Here is a 21,951-nt window from a genome sequence, read left to right as displayed (position 1 = left end):
TCGCGGGGGATTTTTTTGCCCGCAGAACCTAGCGCTGATGCACCAGTCTGCCCGCTGCATAGGTTTGCAGTACGGTGCGGTCATCTCCCAGGGTCATCAGCACGAACAGCGTTTCGGCGATGTTCTTCGACTGTTTGAGGCGGTAGCTGAGCAGCGGCGTGGCGTTGTAGTCGAGCACCAGGAAGTCGGCGTCGGTGCCCGGTTGCAGGGTGCCGATCTTGTCTTCCAGGCGCAGGGCCCGAGCGCCGCCCAGGGTGGCCAGGTACAGCGACTTGAATGGGCTCAGGCGCGCGCCCTGCAACTGCATGACCTTGTAAGCCTCGTTGAGGGTGTGCAGCAGGGAGAAACTGGTGCCGCCGCCCACGTCTGTGCCCAGGCCGACGTTGAGGTTGTGCTTCTCGGCCATGGGTAGGTTGAACAGGCCGCTGCCGAGGAAGAAGTTCGAGGTCGGGCAGAAGGCCACCGCCGAGCCGGTCTCGGCCAGGCGCGCGCATTCGTCGTCGCACAGATGCACGCCGTGGGCGAACACCGAACGCTCGCCGAGTAACTGGTAATGGTCGTAGACGTCCAGGTAACCCTTGCGCTCGGGGAACAGTTCCTTGACCCACGCGATCTCTTGCAGGTTTTCGCTGATGTGGGTCTGCATGTAGAGGTCGGGGTACTCGCCCAGCAGTTTGCCGGCCAGGGTCAGTTGTTCCGGGGTGCTGGTGGGGGCGAAACGCGGGGTGACGGCGTAATGCAAGCGGCCCTTGCCGTGCCAGCGCTCGATCAGCGCCTTGCTGTCGGCGTAGCCCGACTCCGGGGTGTCGGTCAGGTAGTCCGGGGCGTTGCGGTCCATCATCACCTTGCCGGCGATCATGCGCAGGTCCAGTTGCTCGGCGGCTTCGAAGAACGAGTTCACCGATTGCGGGTGCACGCTGGCGAACACCAGGGCGGTGGTGGTGCCGTTGCGCAGCAGTTCCTTGATGAAAATATCCGCCACTTCATCGGCGTGGGCCTTGTCGGCGAACTGGCTCTCGCACGGGAAGGTGTAGGTGTTGAGCCAGTCCAGCAGTTGTTCGCCGTAGGCGCCGACCATGCCGGTTTGCGGCAGGTGGATGTGGGTGTCGATCAGGCCGGGGGTAATCAGCGCGTCGGGGTAGTGCTGGACGTGCACCTCGGCGCTCAGGCCCGGCAACAGGTCGCTGGCCGCGCCGATGGCGCTGATTTGGCCGTTTTCGATCACCAGCAAGCCGTCCTCGAAGTACTCGTAGGAGGCCTCTACCCCCACCTGGGCGGGGTCGGCGATGCTGTGCAGGAGGGCGGCGCGGTAGGCTTTGCGGGTCGAAGGCATGGTCGTCTCAATGGCTGGCTTGGCTGCGGCGCGAGGCCGGCAGCAGTTTGGCGATGGGTTCGGCGCGCTCGGTGTGCTGGCCGAAACTGGCGTTATAGGTGGCGATGATTTCGCCGGCGATGGAGATGGCGATTTCCACAGGCAATTTGCCTTTGACTTCGCCGATGCCCATCGGGCAGCGCATGCGCTGCAAGGTGCTGGTGTCGAAACCGCGCTCACGCAGGCGATGCTCGAACTTGACCCGTTTGGTCTTGGAGCCGATCAGGCCGAAGTAGGTGAAGTCGTTGCGCTTGAGCAGGGCGGCGGTGAGTTCCAGGTCCAACTGATGGTTGTGGGTCATGACGATGCAGTAGCTGCCGGCGGGCAGGTGGTCGATTTCGTCCAGCGGTTCTTCGGCGACGATTTTACGCACGCCGGCAGGGATCAGCGCGGGGAATTCCTGCTCGCGCGAATCGATCCAGCGTACCCGGCACGGCAGGCTCGCCAGCAGCGGCACCAGGGCGCGGCCGACATGGCCGGCGCCGAACACGGCGATTTGCGCTTGCACCTGGCCCATGGGCTCGAACAGCAACACGGTGACGCCGCCGCAGCACTGGCCCAGGCTGGCGCCGAGGCTGAAGCGCTCCAGGTGGGTGCCCTGCTTGCCGCTGGTGAGCATGTCGCGGGCGATGTGCAGGGCCTTGAATTCCAGGTGCCCGCCACCGATGGTGTCGAAGCTCTGGGTGGCACTGACGACCATTTTCGAGCCGGCATTGCGCGGCGTGGAGCCTAGTTCTTCGATGATGGTCACCAACACGCAGGGCTCGCCTTGGTGTTGCAGGTCGGCGAGGGCGCTGATCCAGTTGTACATGTTCACCTCGGCATCGTTGTTGTCTGTTGTGGCCTCATCGCGGGCAGGCCCGCTCCCACAGGATTTGCGTGGGCACCACAAAACACTGTGGGAGCGGGCCCGCCCGCGATGGCAGCCCCCGGTGCTAAAGCGAAGCCCGCTCACCTTCAGCCGCCACCGCCACCGCCACCGCTGGCGCTACCGGCAACCGGCGCATCTGCTCGCAGCCCCACAACACCCGCTCCGGGGTGGCCGGGGCGTCGATCTTCGGTTGCTGTTTGTAGTCGCCCAGGCTGGCCACGGCGTCCTTGATGGCGCACCAGGCCGCGATGCCGAGCATGAACGGCGGCTCGCCCACGGCTTTGGAGTGGAACACGGTGTCTTCCGGGTTTTTGCGGTTTTCCACCAGGTGCACGCGCAAATCCAGAGGCATGTCGGCCACGGCCGGGATCTTGTAGCTGGCCGGGCCGCTGGTCATCAGCTTGCCCTTGGCGTTCCACACCAGCTCTTCCATGGTCAGCCAACCCATGCCCTGGATGAAGCCGCCCTCGACTTGGCCGATGTCGATAGCCGGGTTCAGCGAGGCGCCGACGTCGTGGAGGATGTCGGTGCGCAGCATTTTGTACTCGCCGGTCAGGGTGTCGACGATCACCTCGCAGCACGCCGCGCCGTAGGCGAAGTAGTAGAACGGCCGGCCGCGCGCCTGGCTGCGGTCGTAGTAGATCTTCGGGGTTTTGTAGAACCCGGTGCTCGACAACGACACCTGGGCGAAATACGCCTGCTGCACCAGGGCCTCGAAGCTCAGGATGTGGTCGCGCACCCGCACGTGGCCATTGTGGAACTGCACGTCTTCTTCGCTGACCGCGTACTTGCGCGCGGCGAACTCCACCAGGCGTTGCTTGATGATTTGGGCGGCGTTCTGCGCGGCCTTGCCGTTGAGGTCGGCGCCGCTGGAGGCGGCGGTGGGCGAGGTGTTGGGCACCTTGTCGGTGTTGGTGGCGGTGATCTGCACCCGGTCGGTTTCCACCTGGAACACCTCGGCCACCACCTGCGCGACCTTGATGTTCAGGCCCTGGCCCATCTCAGTGCCGCCGTGGTTGAGGTGGATGCTGCCGTCGGTGTAGATGTGGATCAAGGCACCGGCCTGGTTGAGGAAACTGGCGGTGAAGGAAATGCCGAACTTCACCGGCGTCAGCGCCAGGCCTTTTTTCAGGATCGGACTGTGGGCGTTGTAGCGGCGGATGGTTTCGCGGCGCTCGGCGTACTGGCTACTGTCTTCCAGTTGCTCGGTCATCTCCTCGAGCATGTTGTGCTCGACGGTTTGGTAGTAGTGGGTGACGTTGCGCTCGGTTTTGCCGTAGTAGTTGGCCTTGCGCACCGCCAATGGGTCGAGGCCCAGGTGCCGGGCGATGGCGTCCATCACTTCCTCGATGGCGACCATGCCCTGGGGGCCGCCGAAGCCGCGGTACGCGGTGTTGGAGGCGGTGTTGGTCTTGCAACGGTGGCCGTTGATGGTGGCGTCGCCCAGGTAGTAGGCGTTGTCGGCGTGGAACATGGCGCGGTCGACAATCGAGGCCGACAGGTCCGGCGAGCAACCGCAGTTGCCGGCCAGCTCCAGGGCTATACCGTGCAGGCGCCCGCGGCTGTCAAAGCCCACGTCGTACTCGATATAGAAGGGGTGGCGCTTGCCGGTCATGAGCATGTCTTCGACCCGTGGCAGGCGCATTTTTGTCGGTTGGCCGGTCAGGCGCGCGACCACCGCGCACAGGCACGCGGGGCTGGCGGCCTGGGTTTCCTTGCCGCCAAAGCCACCGCCCATGCGGCGCATATCGACGACGATGTGGTTCATCGGCACATCCAGCACCTCGGCCACCAGTTTCTGCACCTCGGTGGGGTTCTGGGTGGAGCAGTAGACGATCATGCCGCCGTCTTCGGTGGGCATCACCGAGGAAATCTGCGTCTCCAGGTAGAAGTGTTCCTGCCCGCCGATGTGCAGGTTGCCCTGGATGCGGTGCTCGGCGCCGGCCAGGGCCGTGGCCGAGTCGCCGCGTTGGTGGGTGTGGCTGTCGAGGACGAAATGGCGCTTGCGCAGGGCCTCGACTACGTCCAGCACTGGCTCCAGGTCTTCGTATTCGATGATCGCCGCCATGGCGGCGCGGCGTGCGGTGTCGAGGTTGTGGGCAGCCACCGCGAGTACCGGTTGGCCGACGAACTGCACGTCATCGATGGCCAGCAACGGATCGCCCGGCAACAGCGGGCCGATGTCCTTGAGGCCAGGAATGTCCTGGTGGGTGATGACGATGCGCACGCCCTCGATGGCGTAGCACGGCGCCGTGTCGATGCTCAGGATGCGAGCATGGGCGCGGTCCGACAGCCGTGCATAGAGGTGCAACTGGTTGGGGAATTCCAGGCGATCGTCGATGTACTGCGCTTCGCCGCTGACGTGCTTGGCCGCGCTGTCGTGCTTGACGCTGCGGCCTACGCCTGTGGTCAGGTCCTGGGCGAACAGCTCGGCCAGTTCGGCCTGGGTTTTTTCCACTGCGTGATGGTTAGACATAAGCGGTCACCCGGGTTTCGATGTGCGGTGTTTGCAGTTCGATGAAGTACTTGCGCAGTAGGTTTTGCGCGCTGAGCAGGCGGTACTCCTTGCTGGCGCGAAAATCCGAGAGCGGGGTGAAATCCTCGCCCAGGGCTGCACAGGCCTTCTCCACGGTAGCGGCGTTCCAGGTCGCGCCCCGCAGCGCCGCCTCGCAGGCTGTGGCCCGTTTCGGGGTGGCCGCCATGCCGCCGAAGGCGACGCGGGCCTCGGCCACCACACCCTGTTCGATGCGCAGGTTGAACGCGCCGCACACCGCCGAGATGTCGTCGTCCAGGCGCTTGGACACCTTGTAGGCGCGGAACGCCTGGGCGGCGCTGGCCTTGGGCACGATGATCTTCTCGATGAACTCGCTGTCCTGGCGGGCGGTGACGCGGTAGTCGATGAAGTAATCCTCCAGCGCCAGGGTGCGCCGGGTGTTGCCCTTGCACAGAACGATCTGCGCGCCGAGGGCGATCAGCAGGGGCGGCGAGTCGCCGATGGGCGAGGCGTTGCCGATGTTGCCGCCCAGGGTGCCCTGGTTGCGGATTTGCAGCGAGGCAAAGCGTTGCAGCAGTTCGCCGAAGTCCGGGTACTGGGCCTTGAGAGCCGCGTAGCAGTCGGAGAGGGCGGTGGCGGCGCCGATTTCCAGGCGATCATCGAAGTCTTCGATGCGCTTGAGCTCGGCGATGTTGCCGACGTAGATCATTACCGCCAGGGTGCGGTGCAACTGCGTCACTTCCAGGGCCAGGTCGGTGCCGCCGGCCAGCAGGCGCGCTTGCGGGTAGGCGTCGTAGAGGTCGGCCAGGTCGGCAACGGTCAGGGGCACCAGGCAACGTTTGTCGCCGCAGTTGAGCTCGCCGGTTTCGGTGGGCGCGATGGCCTTGAGGCGGGCGATGGTCTGGGCTTCTTGCGCGTCGAACTGATCGGGCTGCCGGGCGCAACAGGCCTGCTCGGCGGCCGCGAGGATCGGCCGATACCCGGTGCAGCGGCACAGGTTGCCGGCCAGGGCTTCGTGGGCCTGGTGGCGGTCGGGCGCGCAGCTGTTTTTTTGCAGGGCGAACAGCGACATCACAAAGCCCGGCGTGCAGAAGCCGCACTGCGAGCCGTGGCAATCGACCATGGCTTGCTGGACGCTGTGCAACTGGCCCTGGTGCTTGAGGTCTTCGACGCTGATGAGCTGTTTGCCGTGCAGGGACGAAACGAACGTCAGGCACGAGTTGAGGCTGCGATAGCGGATCCGCTCGCGGCCATCGGCCTGGGTGTGCAGCTCGCCCACCACCACTGTGCACGCGCCGCAATCGCCGCTGGCGCAGCCTTCTTTGGTACCGGATTTGCCCAAGTGTTCGCGCAGGTAATCGAGCACGGTCAGGTTGGGGTCCAGGGCGTGCTCACGGCGGAGTTCCTGGTTGAGTAAAAACTGGATCACGGAAGGCCTCGCAGACTCGTTTTATTGTTGTTAACCGCTGGTTGGGCCGAATCTAGTCATGTCTGACTTTTCGGTCAATTCTTTTCTGACCTAAGGGTCAGGAAATGCGGTTGCGCAACCTTGAAAGTATGGTCCAGATCCCCGTGGTTGCTGGCGCGCAACGGTTTTTCGCGGCTTCTGGGTATCGCCCAGGAGGTTGATGGCGGCCACGGTAGGTTTTCAGGTATTACGCTGCGTATTTCATGCCAATTGCGCCGTGCGGGCCCTGCGCCATCAACGGCAATTGCGCTACACTGCGCCGCTTGTACTGATCGAAGATTTCGAAGGAAAACCATGACGTTCAAGGCGCCGGACAGCCTCGCCGAGCAAATTGCTCACCACCTCGCCGAACGCATCATTCGCGGGGACCTCAAGCCGGGGGAGCGGATCCAGGAACAGAAGGTCACGCTGGCGCTTAATGTCAGCCGCGGTTCGGTCCGCGAAGCCCTGCTGATCCTGGAGCGCCGCCACCTGATCGCCATCCTGCCGCGACGCGGCGCCCACGTGACCGAACTCACCGCCCACAAGCTGCAAAGCCTGTGTACGTTGATGAGCGAGCTGTACATCCTGTTGGGCAACGCCGTGGCCAGCGGTTGGCTGGTGCAGGCGGACCTGGCGCCGTTTTTGCAAATCCAGCAGCGCCTGACCGCCAGCTATGAGCGCCAGGACATCCGCACCTTTGTCGACGACAGTTTCAGCGTGATGCGCGCCGCCTATCCGTTCGCCAACAACCCGTACCTGCAAGAGACCGTGGAAAACCTGCAACCGGCCATGAGCCGCGCGTATTTCCTGGCCCTGGAGCAGCGCAAGTCGGAGATGAGCGAGTATCTGGAACTGTTCGAGCAACTGCTGGGCGCCGTCATGGCCCGTGACCTGCCGCACATCCGTATCGTGCTCTCGGCCTACGCCCAGCGCAGTTGCAACCTGATGCTCTCTGCGTTGGCGGATGCCTAAGCGTGCGGCTCAAGTGCATCAAGTTGGCGGGGTTCAAGTCGTTCGTCGACCCGACGACGGTGAACTTCCCCAGTAACATGGCCGCGGTCGTCGGGCCTAATGGCTGCGGCAAGTCGAACATCATCGATGCCGTGCGCTGGGTGATGGGCGAGAGTTCGGCGAAGAACCTGCGCGGCGAGTCGATGACCGACGTCATCTTCAACGGCTCCACCAGCCGCAAACCTGTGAGCCAGGCCAGCATCGAGCTGGTGTTCGACAACTCCGACGCCACCCTGGTGGGCGAGTACGCGGCCTACGCGGAAATCTCCATCCGCCGCAAAGTGACCCGCGACAGCCAGAACAGCTACTTCCTCAACGGCACCAAGTGCCGGCGCCGCGACATCACCGATATCTTCCTCGGCACTGGCCTGGGGCCGCGCAGCTACTCGATCATCGAGCAGGGCATGATCTCCAAGCTGATCGAAGCCAAACCCGAGGATTTGCGCAATTTCATCGAAGAAGCGGCGGGCATCTCCAAATACAAGGAGCGGCGCCGCGAAACCGAAAACCGTATCCGCCGTACCCACGAAAACCTGGCGCGCCTGACCGACCTGCGCGAAGAGCTGGAACGCCAGCTCGAACGCCTGCACCGCCAGGCCCAGGCTGCCGAGAAGTACCAGGAATACAAGGGCGAGGAGCGCCAGCTCAAGGCGCAACTCTCGGCCCTGCGCTGGCAGGCGCTGAACGAGCAAGTGGGGCAGCGCGAGGCGATCATTGGTAACCAGGAAGTCAGCTTCGAGGCGCTGGTGGCCGAGCAGCGCAACGCGGACGCGAGCATCGAGCGCCTGCGCGACGGGCACCATGAACTGTCCGAGCGCTTCAACTTGGTGCAGGGCCGCTTCTATTCCGTAGGCGGCGACATTGCCCGCGTCGAGCAGAGCATCCAGCACGGCCAGCAACGCTTGCGCCAATTGCAGGACGATCTCAAGGAAGCCGAGCGCGCACGCCTGGAAACCGAGTCGCACCTGGGCCACGACCGCACCTTGCTGCTGACCCTGGGCGAAGAGCTGGGTTTGCTCACCCCGGAGCAGGAAGTCACCAGCGCCGCCGCCGAGGAGGCTGCCGCGGCCCTGGAAGAATCCGAAGCCACCATGCATGGCTGGCAAGAGCAATGGGACAGCTTCAACCTGCGCAGCGCCGAGCCGCAGCGCCAGGCCCAGGTTCAGCAATCGCGCATCCAGCAGTTGGAAACCAGCATGGAGCGCCTGGCCGACCGGCAGCGCCGCTTGAGCGAAGAACGCGCCTTGCTGGCGGCCGACCCGGAAGATGCAGCGATCCTCGAACTCAACGAACAACTGGCCGCCAGCGAAGCCACCCTCGAAGATTTGCAGGCCAGCGAAGAAGCCCAGGTCGAACGCCTGGAACAACTGCGCCAGGACTTGCAGCGCGCCAGCCAGAGCCAGCAGCAGGCCCAGGGCGAGTTGCAGCGCCTCAACGGCCGCTTGGCTTCCCTGGAAGCCTTGCAGCAAGCGGCGCTTGACCCAGGCACCGGCACCGCGCAGTGGTTGCGTGAGCAAGGGCTGGCCGAGCGCCCGCGCCTGGCCGAAGGCCTGAGCGTGGAAGCAGGCTGGGAGCTGGCGGTGGAAACCGTGCTCGGCGCCGACCTGCAAGCGGTGTTGGTGGACGATTTTGCCGGGGTCGACCTGGCGGGGTTCCAGCAGGGCGATTTGCGCCTGCTCAGCCCCGCCCGCGACGGCGTGCGGGTGCCGGGCAGCCTGCTGGACAAAGTCGAGGCACGGGCCGATCTGTCGCCGTGGCTGGGCCAGGTGCGGCCGGTGGAAAGCCTGGACCAGGCCCTGGCGCTGCGCGGCCAACTGGCGGCGGGCGAAAGCCTCATCAGCCGTGACGGTTATTGGGTCGGCCGGCACTTTTTGCGGGTGCGCCGCGCCAGCGAAGCCGAAAGCGGGGTGCTGGCCCGGGGCCAGGAAATCCAGCGTCTGGGGGAGGAACGCGAAGAACGCGAAGCCCTGGTCGAAAGCCTCGAGACCCAGTTGCAAACCCTGCGCGCCCAACAGCGCCAACAGGAAAACGGCCGCGAACACCTGCGCCGCTTGTTGCAGGACGAAGCACGCCAGCAAGGCGAATTGAAGGCCCAGCTCTCCGCCGGCAAGGCCAAAGCTGAGCAGTTGACCCTGCGCCGCAGCCGCCTCGACGAGGAACTGACGGAGTTGGGCGAACAGCGCGCCCTGGAGCACGAGCAGGTCGGCGAAGCGCGCTTGCAGTTGCAAGAGGCCCTCGACAGCATGGCCCTGGACACCGAGCAGCGCGAACTGCTGTTGGCCCAGCGCGACAGCCTGCGCGAGCGCCTTGACCGTGTGCGCCAGGAGTCCCGCAGCCATAAGGATCACGCCCATCAATTGGCGGTACGCCTGGGTTCGCTCAAGGCGCAGCACGACTCCACGCGCCAGGCCCTGGAACGCCTGGAGCTGCAATCAGAACGCCTGAGCGAGAAGCGCGAACAGCTGAGCCTCAACCTGGAAGAGGGCGAGGCGCCGCTGGAAGAATTGCGCCTCAAACTCGAAGAGTTGCTCGACAAACGCATGACCGTGGACGTCGAACTCAAGACCGCGCAAATTGCCCTGGAAGATGCCGACCGCGAGTTGCGCGACGCCGAGAAACGCCGCAGCCAGGCCGAGCAGCAGTCACAGTTGATCCGCAGCCAACTGGAACAGCAACGCATGGAGTGGCAGGCCTTGACCGTGCGGCGCGCGGCCCTGCAAGACCAGTTATTGGAAGATGGTTACGACCTCCATGGCGTATTGGCCACATTGGCCGCTCAAGCAAACGAGAAAGAGGCCGAAGAAGAGTTGGAACGCATCGCGGCGCGTATCCAGCGGCTGGGGGCGATCAACCTCGCGGCCATCGACGAATACCAGCAGCAATCGGAGCGCAAGCGTTATCTGGATGCCCAGAATGCCGACTTGGTGGAAGCCCTCGACACTTTGGAAAACGTGATCCGCAAGATCGACAAGGAAACCCGCAACCGCTTCAAGGACACGTTCGACCAGATCAATGGTGGGCTACAGGCACTCTTTCCAAAAGTTTTCGGTGGCGGCAGCGCTTATTTGGAACTGACGGGCGAAGATCTACTCGATACAGGGGTAACGATCATGGCGCGCCCACCGGGCAAGAAGAACAGCACCATTCATTTGCTCTCCGGCGGAGAGAAAGCCCTGACGGCCCTGGCGCTGGTATTTGCCATCTTCAAGTTGAACCCGGCGCCGTTCTGCATGCTCGACGAAGTTGACGCACCGCTGGATGACGCTAACGTTGGACGCTACGCCCGGTTGGTCAAAGAGATGTCGCAGACCGTGCAGTTCATCTACATCACCCACAACAAGATCGCCATGGAAATGGCCGATCAGTTGATGGGGGTGACCATGCATGAGCCAGGCTGTTCAAGGCTTGTGGCGGTGGACGTCGAAGAAGCGATGGCTATGGTGGAAAGTTAGGCGGCAAGTTGTAAGTGGCATGCTGCAAGCGGGTAGGTAGTTGGCTTGTGGTTTGTAGGGTTTAATCTACTGCTGCTGTAAGGGCTTTTACCGTCCAGCACGAAGATGGCTAAATGACACAATTTGCGTGTCAACATTGACAGACGGTGTAAAGTTCTCTTTGGTCGTGCTAGTTTAATGTCAATTTTTCGTATGCGTGGGCAAAACGCCTGTCAGAACATAGAGTTGGCGCCACGTTTTAAAGGGGTTTGCAGCTTGCTAAACCCTTTATTCATCAGCATTTTTCATAGAGGCACGGGATTACATGGAAATCGGTCTGCGCGAGTGGCTGATCGTCATCGGCATTGTTGTCATTGCCGGTATTCTTTTCGATGGCTGGCGCCGCATGCGTGGCGGCAAGGGCAAACTCAAGTTTCGCCTGGACCGCAACCTGTCCAATTTGCCCGATGACGACAGCGGCGGCGCTGAGCTGCTGGGGCCGCCCCGTGTGCTGGACAACCATAAAGAACCACAACTGGATGAGCATGACTTGCCATCCGTCAGCATGCCGGCCCGCGAGCCCCGTGAAGCGGGCAGCAAACGTGGCAAGCGTGGCGGCGAGCCACAGCAGGGCGACTTGAACCTCAACCTGGACTTGGAAGAAGGCCCAGGTTTCAGTGCCCGCGACACCGATTTCTCCGAAGAGCCGCGGGTGGCCAAGGCTGCCGCGGAAAAAGATCAGCCCCAGGCCGAAGAAGTCCTGGTCATCAGCGTGATCTGCCGCGACAGCGGCGGTTTCAAGGGCCCGGCCCTGTTGCAGAACATCCTGGAAAGCGGCCTGCGCTTTGGCGAGATGGACATTTTCCACCGCCACGAAAGCATGGCGGGCAACGGCGAAGTGCTGTTCTCCATGGCCAACGCGGTCAAGCCAGGGGTGTTTGACCTGGACGATATCGACCACTTCAGCACCCCAGCGGTGAGTTTCTTCCTTGGCCTGCCGGGCCCGCGTCACCCCAAACAGGCGTTCGACGTGATGGTCGCCGCCGCCCGCAAGCTGTCCCAGGAACTCAATGGTGAGCTCAAGGACGACCAGCGCAGCGTGTTGACCGCCCAGACCATCGAGCACTATCGCCAGCGCATCGTCGAATTCGAGCGCCGCGCCCTGACCCAGAAGCGTTGAGTCGCCGGCGCCGGGTTGGCTGGCGCCGCATTGAATAAACACAGAGCAGCCTCGGCTGCTCTTTTGCATTTTGAGAAAACCCCCATGACCGCCGCTCAAACCCGCATCTTGGAACTCCGTGCCGAACTGGACGAGCACAACTACCGCTACCACGTCCTCGACGAACCGAGCATCCCGGACGCCGAATACGATCGCCTGTTCCACGAACTCAAGGCCCTGGAAGCCGCCCACCCGGACTTGGTCACCAGCGACTCGCCTACTCAACGTGTGGGCAGCACAGCGCTGTCGGCGTTCACCCAGGTGCGCCATGAAATGCCGATGCTCAGCCTGGGCAATGCCTTTGAAGAAGCCGACATGCGCGAGTTCGATCGGCGGGTGGTCGAGGGCCTCGACTTGCCGGCCGGCGACCTGTTTGGCGCGGGCGCCGAGGTGCAGTACAGCTGCGAACCCAAGCTCGATGGCCTGGCGGTCAGCCTGCTGTACCAGGACGGCGTGCTGGTGCGCGGCGCCACCCGCGGCGACGGCACCACGGGTGAGGACATCAGCGTCAACGTGCGCACCGTGCGCAATATTCCGCTCAAGCTCAAGGGTTCTGGCTGGCCGGCCACGCTGGAAGTGCGCGGCGAAGTCTATATGTCCAAGGCCGGTTTCGAACGCCTCAACGCCACGCAGCTTGAGGCCGGCGGCAAAACCTTCGCCAACCCGCGCAACGCCGCGGCGGGCAGCCTGCGCCAATTGGACTCGAAGATCACTGCCAGCCGCCCGCTGGAGTTCTGCTGCTATGGCTTGGGCCAGGTCTCGGCAGAGTTCGCCGACACCCACATCGGCAACCTGCAACAGCTCAAGGCCTGGGGCTTGCCCATCAGCCACGAGTTGAAACTGGCCAACGGCATCGCACAGTGCCTGGATTACTACCGCGACATCGGCGCGCGCCGCGATGCGCTGCCCTACGAAATCGATGGTGTGGTGTTCAAGGTCAACAGCCTGGCGGCGCAGCGTGAGCTGGGCTTTCGCGCGCGCGAGCCGCGTTGGGCGATTGCCCATAAATTCCCGGCGCTGGAAGAGCTCACCGAGCTGCTGGACGTGGAGTTCCAGGTCGGCCGCACCGGCGCCGTCACGCCGGTGGCGCGCTTGAAACCGGTGAAGGTGGCCGGGGTCACGGTGGCCAATGCGACATTGCACAACATGGACGAAGTGGCACGCTTGGGCCTGATGATCGGTGACACGGTGATTATCCGCCGCGCCGGCGATGTGATCCCGCAAGTGGTGCAAGTGGTCACCGAGCGCCGCCCGGCCGATGCCCGGCCGGTGCAGATCCCCGAGTGCTGCCCGGTGTGCGGCTCTCATGTTGAACGCACACAACTGGTTAAGCGCAGCAAGGGCCGTGAAACGTTCAGCGAGGGCGCGGTGTATCGCTGCGTCGGGCGGCTGGCCTGCGGTGCGCAGCTCAAGCAGGCGATTATCCATTTCGTCTCGCGCCGGGCCATGGACATCGAAGGCCTGGGGGAGAAAAGCGTCGAGCAGTTGGTGGACGAAGGCTTGGTCCGTTCGCCTGCGGACCTGTACATCCTACGTTTCGAGCAGATCGTGGGCCTGGAAGGCTTTGCCGAGCTGTCCAGCAACAACCTGCTGGCGGCGATCGCCGACAGCAAGCGCCCGGGCCTCGCGCGCTTCATCTATGCCCTGGGCATCCCCGATGTGGGCGAGGAGACCGCCAAGGTGCTGGCGCGCTCCCTGGCCTCCCTTGAGCGCGTTCAACAGGCCTTGCCGCAGGTGTTGACCTACTTGCCGGATGTTGGCCTGGAAGTGGCCCACGAAATCCACAGCTTTTTTGAGGATGCCCACAACCGCGCGGTGATCGAGCAACTGTTGGAGCGCGGCTTGCAGATCCAGGAGCAGGGTGAGTTGGCGGCCGAGTTCGCGGCCAGCGCCACCCTCGACGGCGTGATCGACAAGCTCAACATTCCTTCGGTGGGGCCGGGTGGGGCGAAGAAGCTCGCCGACAAGTTCGGCACCTTGCAAGGGGTGATCGACGCCGATTGGCTGGACATGCGCCAGGCCCTGCCCGAGAAGCAGGCCAAGGCTGTGCGTGCGTTTTTCGATGAGCCACACCACGTCGCCCTGGCCCTGAGCATCGAGGCTCAGCTCAAGGCGTTCGGCATGCACTGGGAGAGCGAGAAAAAACAGGTCGAAGGCTTGCCGCTGGCGGGGCAGACCTGGGTGCTGACCGGTTCGCTGGAGCTGATGAGCCGCGACGTGGCCAAGGTCAAACTGGAAAGCCTGGGGGCCAAGGTCGCCGGCTCGGTGTCGGCCAAGACCCATTGCGTGGTGGCCGGGCCGGGCGCGGGCTCGAAGTTGGCCAAGGCCAATGAGCTGGGGCTCAAGGTGTTGGATGAAGCAGCGTTCGTTGCCTTCTTGGGGCAGCACAACATCGCGGTGTAAGCGGCCCGTGGGAACGATCCATGCGGGGCGTTGATCTAGTGCAGACCACTGGAGGAAATCGCCATGTACCGCTTCTTCGAGCAGCTCGGCTCGCGCATCGCCGCCCCCTTTGCGAGCGGGCCATCGCGCAACAGTAAGGTTTGGGCGTGCCGCTGCGGCCAGGCGCTGTTTTTCCGCAACAGCCAGTGCCTGGCCTGTTCCGCGGCCCTAGGCTATCAACCCGTGCCGGGGCGGCTGACGTCGCTGCAACCGGCCGATTCGCCCGAAACCTGGTGGCTGGACGCCGACCCCCAGGCCGGCGCCTTTGTGCGCTGCGCCAATCTCGACACGCCGGCGGCCTGCAATTGGCTGGTGCCGGCCGGGGAGGGCCAGGGCTTGTGCGTGGCTTGCCGATTGAATCGCACCATCCCCGATCTTTCCTTGGTAGAAAACCACGAGCACTGGCGCAAGGTAGAAATCGCCAAGCGCCGCCTCGTCGCGCAGTTGCTCGACCTGGGCTTGCCGGTCATCGCCAAGCGCGAGGACGAGGCGACGGGCCTGGCCTTCGATTTCGTCGGCACCGACCTGCAAGGGCGCAACCCCACCACCGGCCATGCCGACGGCCTGATTACCCTGGACATCAAGGAAGCCGACGACGCTCACCGCGAACGGGTGCGGGTGCAGATGGGCGAGCCCTACCGCACCTTGCTCGGGCATTTTCGCCATGAGGTGGGCCATTACTATTGGGATCGGTTAATCGCGGGCAGCCAGTGGCTGGGGCCGTTCCGCCGCGTATTCGGCGATGAGCGCGACAGCTATGCCCAAGCCCTGGAGCGGCATTACCAGCAAGGTGCACCGACGCACTGGCAGCAGGGGTTCGTCAGCGCCTACGCAACCATGCACCCGTGGGAGGACTGGGCGGAAACCTGGGCCCACTACCTGCACATGATGGATGCGGTCGATACGGCTCTGGGCTTTGGCATGAGCGCCCGGGAAATGGAGTTGGACTACCAACCGTTTCCCCTCGAAACCCTCTACGACCCGACGCATCCCGGCGGGCCGATGTTTTTGGCGTTCGTCAACGCCTGGATCGAATTGGCGGGCATGCTCAACGAGTTGTCGCGCAGCATGGGGCAGCCGGATTTCTACCCTTTTGTGCTGCCGGCGGCGGTGATTGCCAAACTGCATTTCGTGCACTTGGTGATTGCGCAGGCGGGCGGGCGGGCCGAGGCCGTGGTGCAAAGCCAGTAGGGCCGGGCGTATCGCACAAGTGCTTGAGTGCCTTCGGTTTTTTATCTGAAGGCGGTGGTTGTAACTTCTCGTCAGATCGGTACAATGGCGCGGCTCGCCTGCTGGCGAGCGTCGTTATGGTGACCCCATCGGTCCCCCCGCAACGATTACCCGTGAACCTGGTCAGAGCCGGAAGGCAGCAGCCACAGCGGGAACATTGTGTGCCGGGGTGTGGCTGGTGGGGTCGCCACCTTAACGCCAAGCCTTTTGCTTCTCGGCCTTGAGCGTCTGCTGCTGGTAGTCCTGATTCCCCTCTCTGTCTTCTTCTGAATTTCGCTCACTGCGAGTGCGGTTTGCCTGTGTCCGCAATGTGCGCCTGCGCGCCCGACAAGTGGCGCGCAAATATTCAAGGCACAGTTACCGGGGGCGATAACCGCGCCTTGTTTTTTTCTACTGGGCACTAAGGCTTGGACAAGGCCTGGTCTACCGCTGCGATCAGCTTTCCCAGATCCTTCGGGGTGGCTTTGTGTATGACACCGAACAAGTAGGCTCGCTGTTCGTCTTCATCGCCCAGATCCGCGAAAAAGGCTTTCAGTTTTACCCCCAGCACATCGGCAAGCAAGAACAGGGCTTCAACGCTGGGTGTGTAGGTGCCGGTTTCGAAGCGGCTGATGGTTTTAGGATCAAAACCGGTTTTTTCACCTAGTTCAGCCTGAGTAAGCCCCGCTACCTTGCGGTAACGCCTGATGGCTGGACCCAAACTTGAAATTTGCATCGCTTAATTCCCATTTAGAATCAAGAACTTAACGATAAATCTTCGCATTAGACAACGCCATGATTCATCACCTTGCTTTGCAAAATGTGATGTATTTCGTAGAATCGGCACTCCGGGCTGACAATCGGTGAACTGCGTTGAGAGAACAGGTTTGACGAATAGGAATCATTGTTGCCGTGTTATTCATTTAAAACAGGCACTTGGCAGTGAGTGAAGGTATTGGCCAATTGTCATCGACCTGTTTTGCTCCAGATTTGCCTGATTGCGTCATTAACCCTAGTTGAACTTCATTCCTGTGCGGGAAATGCCCGCTAAAACATTAGGCGCCTGGACCCAGGGGTGAACAACCGCTTTATCTTGCGTGTAACAGGCCCATCAACCCGCCCCGTGTCGATTCCGGGGTGGGTGTATTGAATGCTGTTTATGGAGCTTTAATGTGCGTTTAAGTTTGTCGGTCATTCTTGTTGAACAAACTTTCGCGGGCGTGCAGTGGCGTGTCGCCATGCCGGGCGCACCGGGTATGAACACGGCGTTACCCAGCACTCCTTATCATCTCTTCCGGGCGCCAGCTCTGGTCGAGCGGTCAAACCGCTAGCGACAACAGGCCTGACTCATGGATGAGCGATACCGTAGGGCTGTGGATGCAGCCGCCATCTTCTCCGAAACCGACCTTGCCGGGCGCATCACGCACGTCAACGATCAGTTCTGCCTGATTTCCGGCTATAGCCGCCAGGAACTGCTAGGGCAGGACCACCGCATGCTCAGCTCCGGCCTTCATCCGGCGGAGTTCTTCTGCACCATGTGGCGCACCATCGCCTTGGGCCATATCTGGAAAGGCGAAATCTGCAACCGCGCCAAGGACGGCAGCCTGTATTGGGTCGATAGCACCGTAGTGCCCTTGCTCGATGAGGTGACCGGGCGGGTGCAGCGTTATGTTTCGATCCGCTTCGATGTCAGCGAAAAACGCCAGCTCTTGCATTCCCTGCAGTGGCGCGTCGGCCATGACGTGCTGACCGGGTTGCCCAACCGCGCCTTTCTCTCGGACCTGCTCGACCAGGCCCTGGATTTCTCCCGGGTCGAGAATATTCCGCTGGCGGTGTGCATGCTCGACCTGGACGGCTTCAAGGCCGTCAACGATGGCTACGGCCACGCCAGTGGCGATTTGCTGCTGGTGGAAGTGGCCAAGCGCCTGCGCGGCATCATCCGCGGCGAAGATGTGGTGGCGCGGTTGGCAGGGGATGAGTTCGTCCTGATCCTGCGTTACGTGCGTGACCTGGTGGAGCTGCGCGCCGCCCTGCACCGCGTATTGGGGGCGCTGTCGGCGCCGTATTCGATACAGGGCAAGGACATCAACGTGTTCGCCAGTATTGGCGTGACCCTGTTCCCGGGCGACAACGAAGACGCCGAAACCCTGCTGCGCCATGCGGACCAGGCGATGTACGTGGCCAAGCAGAGTGGGCGCAACCGTTTTCATCTGTTCGATGTGTCCCGCGATCGCGAGGTCAAGGTCACCCACCAGACCGTCGAGCGCGTGCGCCAGGCTTTGGCGGCTGATGAGCTGTTTTTGCATTTCCAGCCGCGGGTCAACATGCGTGCGGGCGAGGTGGTGGGCTTCGAGGCGCTGCTGCGCTGGCGGCACCCGCAAAACGGCATGGTGCCCTCCCGGGATTTCCTGCCGCTGGTGCGCGAAACCGACCTGATCGTCGACATCGGCGAATGGGTGATGGAGCAGGTTTTGCAGCAGCTGCTGCAATGGCAAAGCGTGGGGCAGCGCTGGCCGGTCACCATCAATATCGCGGCGCGGCACTTCCAGCGCACGGATTTCGTTGAGCGCCTCAAGATCATCCTGGGGCGTCACCCGGGCGTGTCGCCGCAATTGCTGGACCTGGAAATCGTCGAATCCGTAGCCATCGAGAACATCCAACACGTCAGCACTTGCCTGGAAGAGTGCCAGGCCCTGGGTGTGCGCTTCTCCCTGGGGGATTTCGGCACCGGCCACTCGTCCCTGAGCTACCTCAAGCGGCTAAGCACTCACACCATCAAGATCGACAAATCCTTCGTGCGCGACATCCTCAATGACAAGGACGACCTGGCCCTGGCCACAGCGGTGATCGGCCTGGCGCGGGCGTTTGGCCGCGAGGTGGTTGCCGAAGGCCTGGAAACTCTGGAACACGGCCAATTGTTACTGGGGTTGGGCTGTGAAGTGGCCCAGGGCTATTTCATTTCAAGGCCGATGCCGGCGGCAGAAGTGTCGAGCTGGGTGGCGGGGTTCCGGGCCCCGGCGCAGTGGCAGGCGCTGGCGCAAGAGGCCTAGGGCTGGGCGAAGGCGTCCGGGTCCTGCTCCACGGAGCCGGTATAGAGCTGGATGATGGCGTCGATTTCCCCCGACATCTTCATCTTCAGCAAAGTGCGCAGGATGCGTTGTACCGGCAGTTTCGGATCGTTGCGCACGTAGCAACCCACGCTTTGTTCCTGGAGGATGGCCACACCTTGCAGGCGCTGCTCGGCGCTGAGCTTCTGGTTGAACCAATCCAGGCTCCACTGGTTACTTACCGCGTAGCGGTAGCGCCCGGCCAGCAGTTTTTCCAGGACCTGTTCCTGGCTGCGGGCGTCGTCGCGGTACAGGTGGCCGCTGTCGAACAGCGGCTGCAAACTGGGGTAGGTGTAATTGAGCACGGCCCCGATGTTTTGCGGCGCCAGGCTTTCGAGGGTCACCGGTGTGGCGTGGGCGTTGGTACTGACCAGCCAGTCACGCTGGAAGAGTAGCGGGATACTCCAGATGTAATCCCCCGACTGGTTCGGCAGCCACGACTGCGCGGCATAACAGCGCACATCGATATCGCCGTGCTCCATGGCGGTTTGTACCCGGGCGCGGGCCATGACGTGGAACTCGACGGGGTGCCCGACCTGGGTGGCCAGGCTCACCATCATGTCGTGGAGGATGCCCTGGGTCGGCTTGCCCTGGTCGATCTGCACCATCGGCATGGCCCAACTGTCGCTGATGGCGAACCGCAGGGGCGTTTGCGCGGCGATGCTGTCGCTACTTAGCAGCATCAGGGCGGCCCATATCCAATACATAAACACTCCGTGTTGAGCACGCTAAGGGCCGATTAAACCCCGCCCCGAAAGCAGCTTAGCCAGATTAGGCGAGCACGCCGGATGCAATTTCGCCCTTGCTCCGCTAGCATTGGCGGCTTCCGCTTCCCAGTTGCGACGGTTTTCGATGAGTTATCAGGTTCTTGCACGTAAATGGCGCCCGCGCTCGTTCCGCGAAATGGTCGGCCAGACCCATGTGCTCAAGGCTCTGATTAATGCCTTGGACAGCCAGCGGCTGCACCACGCCTACCTGTTCACTGGCACGCGCGGGGTGGGCAAGACTACCATTGCGCGGATAATTGCCAAGTGCTTGAACTGTGAAACCGGCATCACCTCCACCCCCTGTGGCACCTGCTCGGTGTGCCGGGAGATCGACGAGGGCCGGTTCGTTGACCTGATCGAGATCGACGCCGCCAGCCGCACCAAGGTCGAGGACACCCGCGAGTTGCTGGACAACGTGCAGTACGCCCCTAGCCGCGGGCGCTTCAAGGTCTACCTGATCGACGAAGTGCACATGCTCTCCAGCCACTCGTTCAACGCGCTGCTCAAAACCCTTGAAGAGCCGCCGCCCTACGTCAAGTTCATCCTTGCGACCACGGACCCTCAGAAACTTCCTGCAACAATTTTGTCCCGTTGCCTACAGTTCTCGCTGAAAAATATGACCCCCGAGCGCGTGGTCGAGCACTTGACCCATGTGCTCGGGGTGGAAAACGTGCCGTTCGAGGACGACGCCCTATGGCTGTTGGGCCGCGCCGCCGATGGCTCGATGCGCGACGCCATGAGCCTGACCGACCAAGCCATCGCCTTCGGTGAAGGCAAAGTGATGGCGGCGGACGTGCGGGCGATGCTCGGCACCCTCGATCACGGCCAGGTGTATGACGTGCTCCATGCGCTGCTCGATGGCGATGCCAAGGGCTTGCTCGAAGCCGTGCGCCACCTCGCGGAGCAGGGCCCAGATTGGAACGGCGTGCTCTCGGAAATTCTCAACGTGCTGCACCGCGTGGCCATCGCCCAGGCCTTGCCCGAAGGCGTTGATAACGGCCATGGCGACCGCGACCGTGTGTTGGCTTTGGCCCAGGCCTTGCCAGCCGAGGATGTGCAGTTTTACTACCAGATGGGCCTGATCGGGCGCCGTGACCTACCCCTGGCGCCAGACCCGCGCGGCGGCTTTGAAATGGTCCTGTTGCGCATGCTGGCCTTCCGCCCGGCGGACAGCCAGGACGCACCGAGGCAGCCGCTAAAGCCAGTGGGAATCAGCCAAGCCACAGTTGATTCCGCCAACGCAGTGGCAGCCACACCGCGTGTGGCTGCCGTCGTGGCCCCCACTCCGGTAGAGGTTGCGCCGGTTGCGTCGGCAGTTGTCGCCGCGCCTGAGTCGGTTGCGCCTGTGGTGCAGCCTGTGGTCGCAGCGGTTGCACCGGCCGAGGAAGTGGTCGACCTGCCCTGGAACGACCCGGTTGCACCCCAGGACGAGCAACAGCCCGCCAGCGAGCCGGTGCTGGAAACGGTCGCCGAACAACCCGACCTGACCCCCATGCCGGCCCTGACCCCCGACAGCGTGGTGCCGGACGCCCCCGAGTGGGCCGCCGCGCCTATCCCCGAGCCTTCCGTGGCCGAGGTGGATGCCGCCACGCCGGGCGCGGACCTGGACGACGAGCCGCCGCTGGACGAAGACTACATCGAGCCGGACATGGACTCGGCCTACAGCTACCTCGATGAGTTGGCCAGCGAACACACCGCCGAGCCGGCCGCCGAACCCGAGCCGTTGCCCGCCGCCGCGCCGGCCACCGGCCTGGCGCTGGAGTGGTTGCACCTGTTCCCGAAACTGCCGATTTCCGGCATGACCGGCAGCATCGCCGCCAACTGCACCTTGATGGCGGTGGAGGGCGACCACTGGTTGCTGCACCTGGACCCGGCCCACAGTGCGTTGTTCAACGCCACCCAGCAACGGCGCCTCAACGATGCGCTGAACCAGTATCACCAGCGCACGCTGACCATCAGCATTGAATTGATTAAGCCCGAGCAGGAAACCCCAGCCCAGGCAGCCTCACGCCGGCGCGGCGAGCGCCAGCGCGAGGCGCAGGAGTCGATCCATGGCGATCCGCTCATCCAGCAGATGATCCAGCAGTTTGGCGCGGTGGTCCGCCAGGATACTATCGAGCCCGTCGACGCCCCGGTGAGCCAGGGCTCATGAACTGAAGGGCATCCGGCCCCCTGGCCGGGTGCTGTGTTTATCCAAGTACTTTGAGGTGATTCCCATGATGAAAGGTGGCATGGCCGGCCTGATGAAGCAGGCGCAGCAGATGCAGGAAAAAATGGCCAAGATGCAGGAAGAACTGGCCAACGCCGAAGTGACCGGCAAGGCAGGTGGCGACATGGTTACCGTGGTGATGACCGGCCGCCATGACGTCAAGCGCGTCAGCATCGACCCGACGCTGCTTGAAGGCGTCAGCGAAGACGACCGCGAAGTGCTTGAAGACCTGTTCGCCGCCGCGGTCAACGACGCAGTGCGCAAGATCGAAGCCAACAGCCAGGACAAAATGTCCGGCATGACCGCGGGCATGCAATTGCCGCCGGGCATGAAATTGCCGTTCTGATTCGCGTCCGCGCATCCGATGAG

Annotated in this window: 14 protein-coding genes and 1 other RNA gene; 9 read left to right on the top strand and 6 right to left on the bottom strand. The window is 63.1% G+C overall.

The features are described 5' to 3' along the window. Positions 1-28: 28 nt before the first annotated feature. From guaD to xdhA, 4 genes are all read right to left on the bottom strand, one after another. A complete protein-coding gene (gene guaD, locus AC19YR_RS05580; RefSeq protein WP_500597499.1) occupies positions 29-1,333 on the bottom strand; it encodes a guanine deaminase in 1,305 nt (434 codons plus the stop codon). A 7-nt stretch (positions 1,334-1,340) separates the two neighbouring features. Next, positions 1,341-2,183, bottom strand: coding sequence for a xanthine dehydrogenase accessory protein XdhC (gene xdhC / locus AC19YR_RS05575; protein WP_500597497.1), 843 nt, complete (start codon positions 2,181-2,183; stop codon positions 1,341-1,343). Positions 2,184-2,307: 124 nt separating this feature from the next. Continuing rightward, on the bottom strand, positions 2,308-4,719 hold the full coding sequence (gene xdhB / locus AC19YR_RS05570; protein ID WP_500597495.1) for a xanthine dehydrogenase molybdopterin binding subunit: 2,412 nt from the start codon (positions 4,717-4,719) through the stop codon (positions 2,308-2,310). Further along, positions 4,712-6,166, bottom strand: a complete 1,455-nt coding sequence (gene xdhA / locus AC19YR_RS05565; protein ID WP_500597493.1) for a xanthine dehydrogenase small subunit — start codon at positions 6,164-6,166, stop codon at positions 4,712-4,714. Before xdhA ends, xdhB begins: the two co-directional genes overlap by 8 nt. Before the next feature lie 333 nt (positions 6,167-6,499). On the opposite strand from xdhA, the gene AC19YR_RS05560 reads away from it, so the two are divergent. From AC19YR_RS05560 to ffs, 6 genes are all read left to right on the top strand, one after another. After that, positions 6,500-7,159, top strand: coding sequence for a GntR family transcriptional regulator (locus AC19YR_RS05560; protein ID WP_095107594.1), 660 nt, complete (start codon positions 6,500-6,502; stop codon positions 7,157-7,159). A gap of 2 nt (positions 7,160-7,161) precedes the next feature. Continuing rightward, positions 7,162-10,650, top strand: coding sequence for a chromosome segregation protein SMC (gene smc / locus AC19YR_RS05555; RefSeq protein WP_500597492.1), 3,489 nt, complete (start codon positions 7,162-7,164; stop codon positions 10,648-10,650). Positions 10,651-10,954: 304 nt separating this feature from the next. Continuing rightward, the gene (gene zipA, locus AC19YR_RS05550; protein ID WP_095107596.1) at positions 10,955-11,809 is read left to right on the top strand and encodes a cell division protein ZipA; all 855 of its coding nucleotides are present in this window, start codon (positions 10,955-10,957) and stop codon (positions 11,807-11,809) included. Positions 11,810-11,893: 84 nt separating this feature from the next. Continuing rightward, positions 11,894-14,251 carry an NAD-dependent DNA ligase LigA gene (ligA, locus tag AC19YR_RS05545; RefSeq protein ID WP_095107597.1) on the top strand — a complete coding sequence of 786 codons (2,358 nt, stop codon included), beginning with the start codon at positions 11,894-11,896 and terminating at the stop codon, positions 14,249-14,251. Positions 14,252-14,314: 63 nt separating this feature from the next. Next, positions 14,315-15,481, top strand: a complete 1,167-nt coding sequence (locus AC19YR_RS05540; protein ID WP_500597490.1) for a zinc-binding metallopeptidase family protein — start codon at positions 14,315-14,317, stop codon at positions 15,479-15,481. Between the two features lie 126 nt (positions 15,482-15,607). Continuing rightward, positions 15,608-15,704: signal recognition particle sRNA small type (gene ffs, locus AC19YR_RS05535), an RNA gene on the top strand. A gap of 216 nt (positions 15,705-15,920) precedes the next feature. On the opposite strand, the gene AC19YR_RS05530 is transcribed toward ffs, so the two are convergent. Continuing rightward, positions 15,921-16,235, bottom strand: coding sequence for a helix-turn-helix domain-containing protein (locus tag AC19YR_RS05530; RefSeq protein ID WP_095107599.1), 315 nt, complete (start codon positions 16,233-16,235; stop codon positions 15,921-15,923). 613 nt (positions 16,236-16,848) lie between these two features. Between AC19YR_RS05530 and AC19YR_RS05525 the strand changes: the two genes are divergently transcribed. Continuing rightward, entirely contained in the window at positions 16,849-18,549 is a 1,701-nt protein-coding gene (locus AC19YR_RS05525; RefSeq protein ID WP_500597488.1) for a putative bifunctional diguanylate cyclase/phosphodiesterase, read from the top strand. Here AC19YR_RS05525 and AC19YR_RS05520 read toward each other — a convergent pair. Beyond that, on the bottom strand, positions 18,546-19,313 hold the full coding sequence (locus AC19YR_RS05520; protein WP_500597487.1) for a substrate-binding periplasmic protein: 768 nt from the start codon (positions 19,311-19,313) through the stop codon (positions 18,546-18,548). The genes AC19YR_RS05525 and AC19YR_RS05520 overlap by 4 nt on opposite strands. Before the next feature lie 145 nt (positions 19,314-19,458). On the opposite strand from AC19YR_RS05520, the gene dnaX reads away from it, so the two are divergent. Together dnaX and AC19YR_RS05510 are read left to right on the top strand one after the other, a co-directional pair. Then, a complete protein-coding gene (gene dnaX, locus AC19YR_RS05515; protein WP_095107602.1) occupies positions 19,459-21,525 on the top strand; it encodes a DNA polymerase III subunit gamma/tau in 2,067 nt (688 codons plus the stop codon). Between the two features lie 64 nt (positions 21,526-21,589). Continuing rightward, a complete protein-coding gene (locus AC19YR_RS05510; protein ID WP_020300389.1) occupies positions 21,590-21,928 on the top strand; it encodes a YbaB/EbfC family nucleoid-associated protein in 339 nt (112 codons plus the stop codon). Positions 21,929-21,951: the final 23 nt, after the last annotated feature.

The organism is Pseudomonas sp. MF08817 (genome assembly GCF_059862705.1).
The sequence above is the reverse complement of the archived record's forward strand: the minus strand, read 5'-3'. Positions and strand labels throughout refer to the sequence as shown.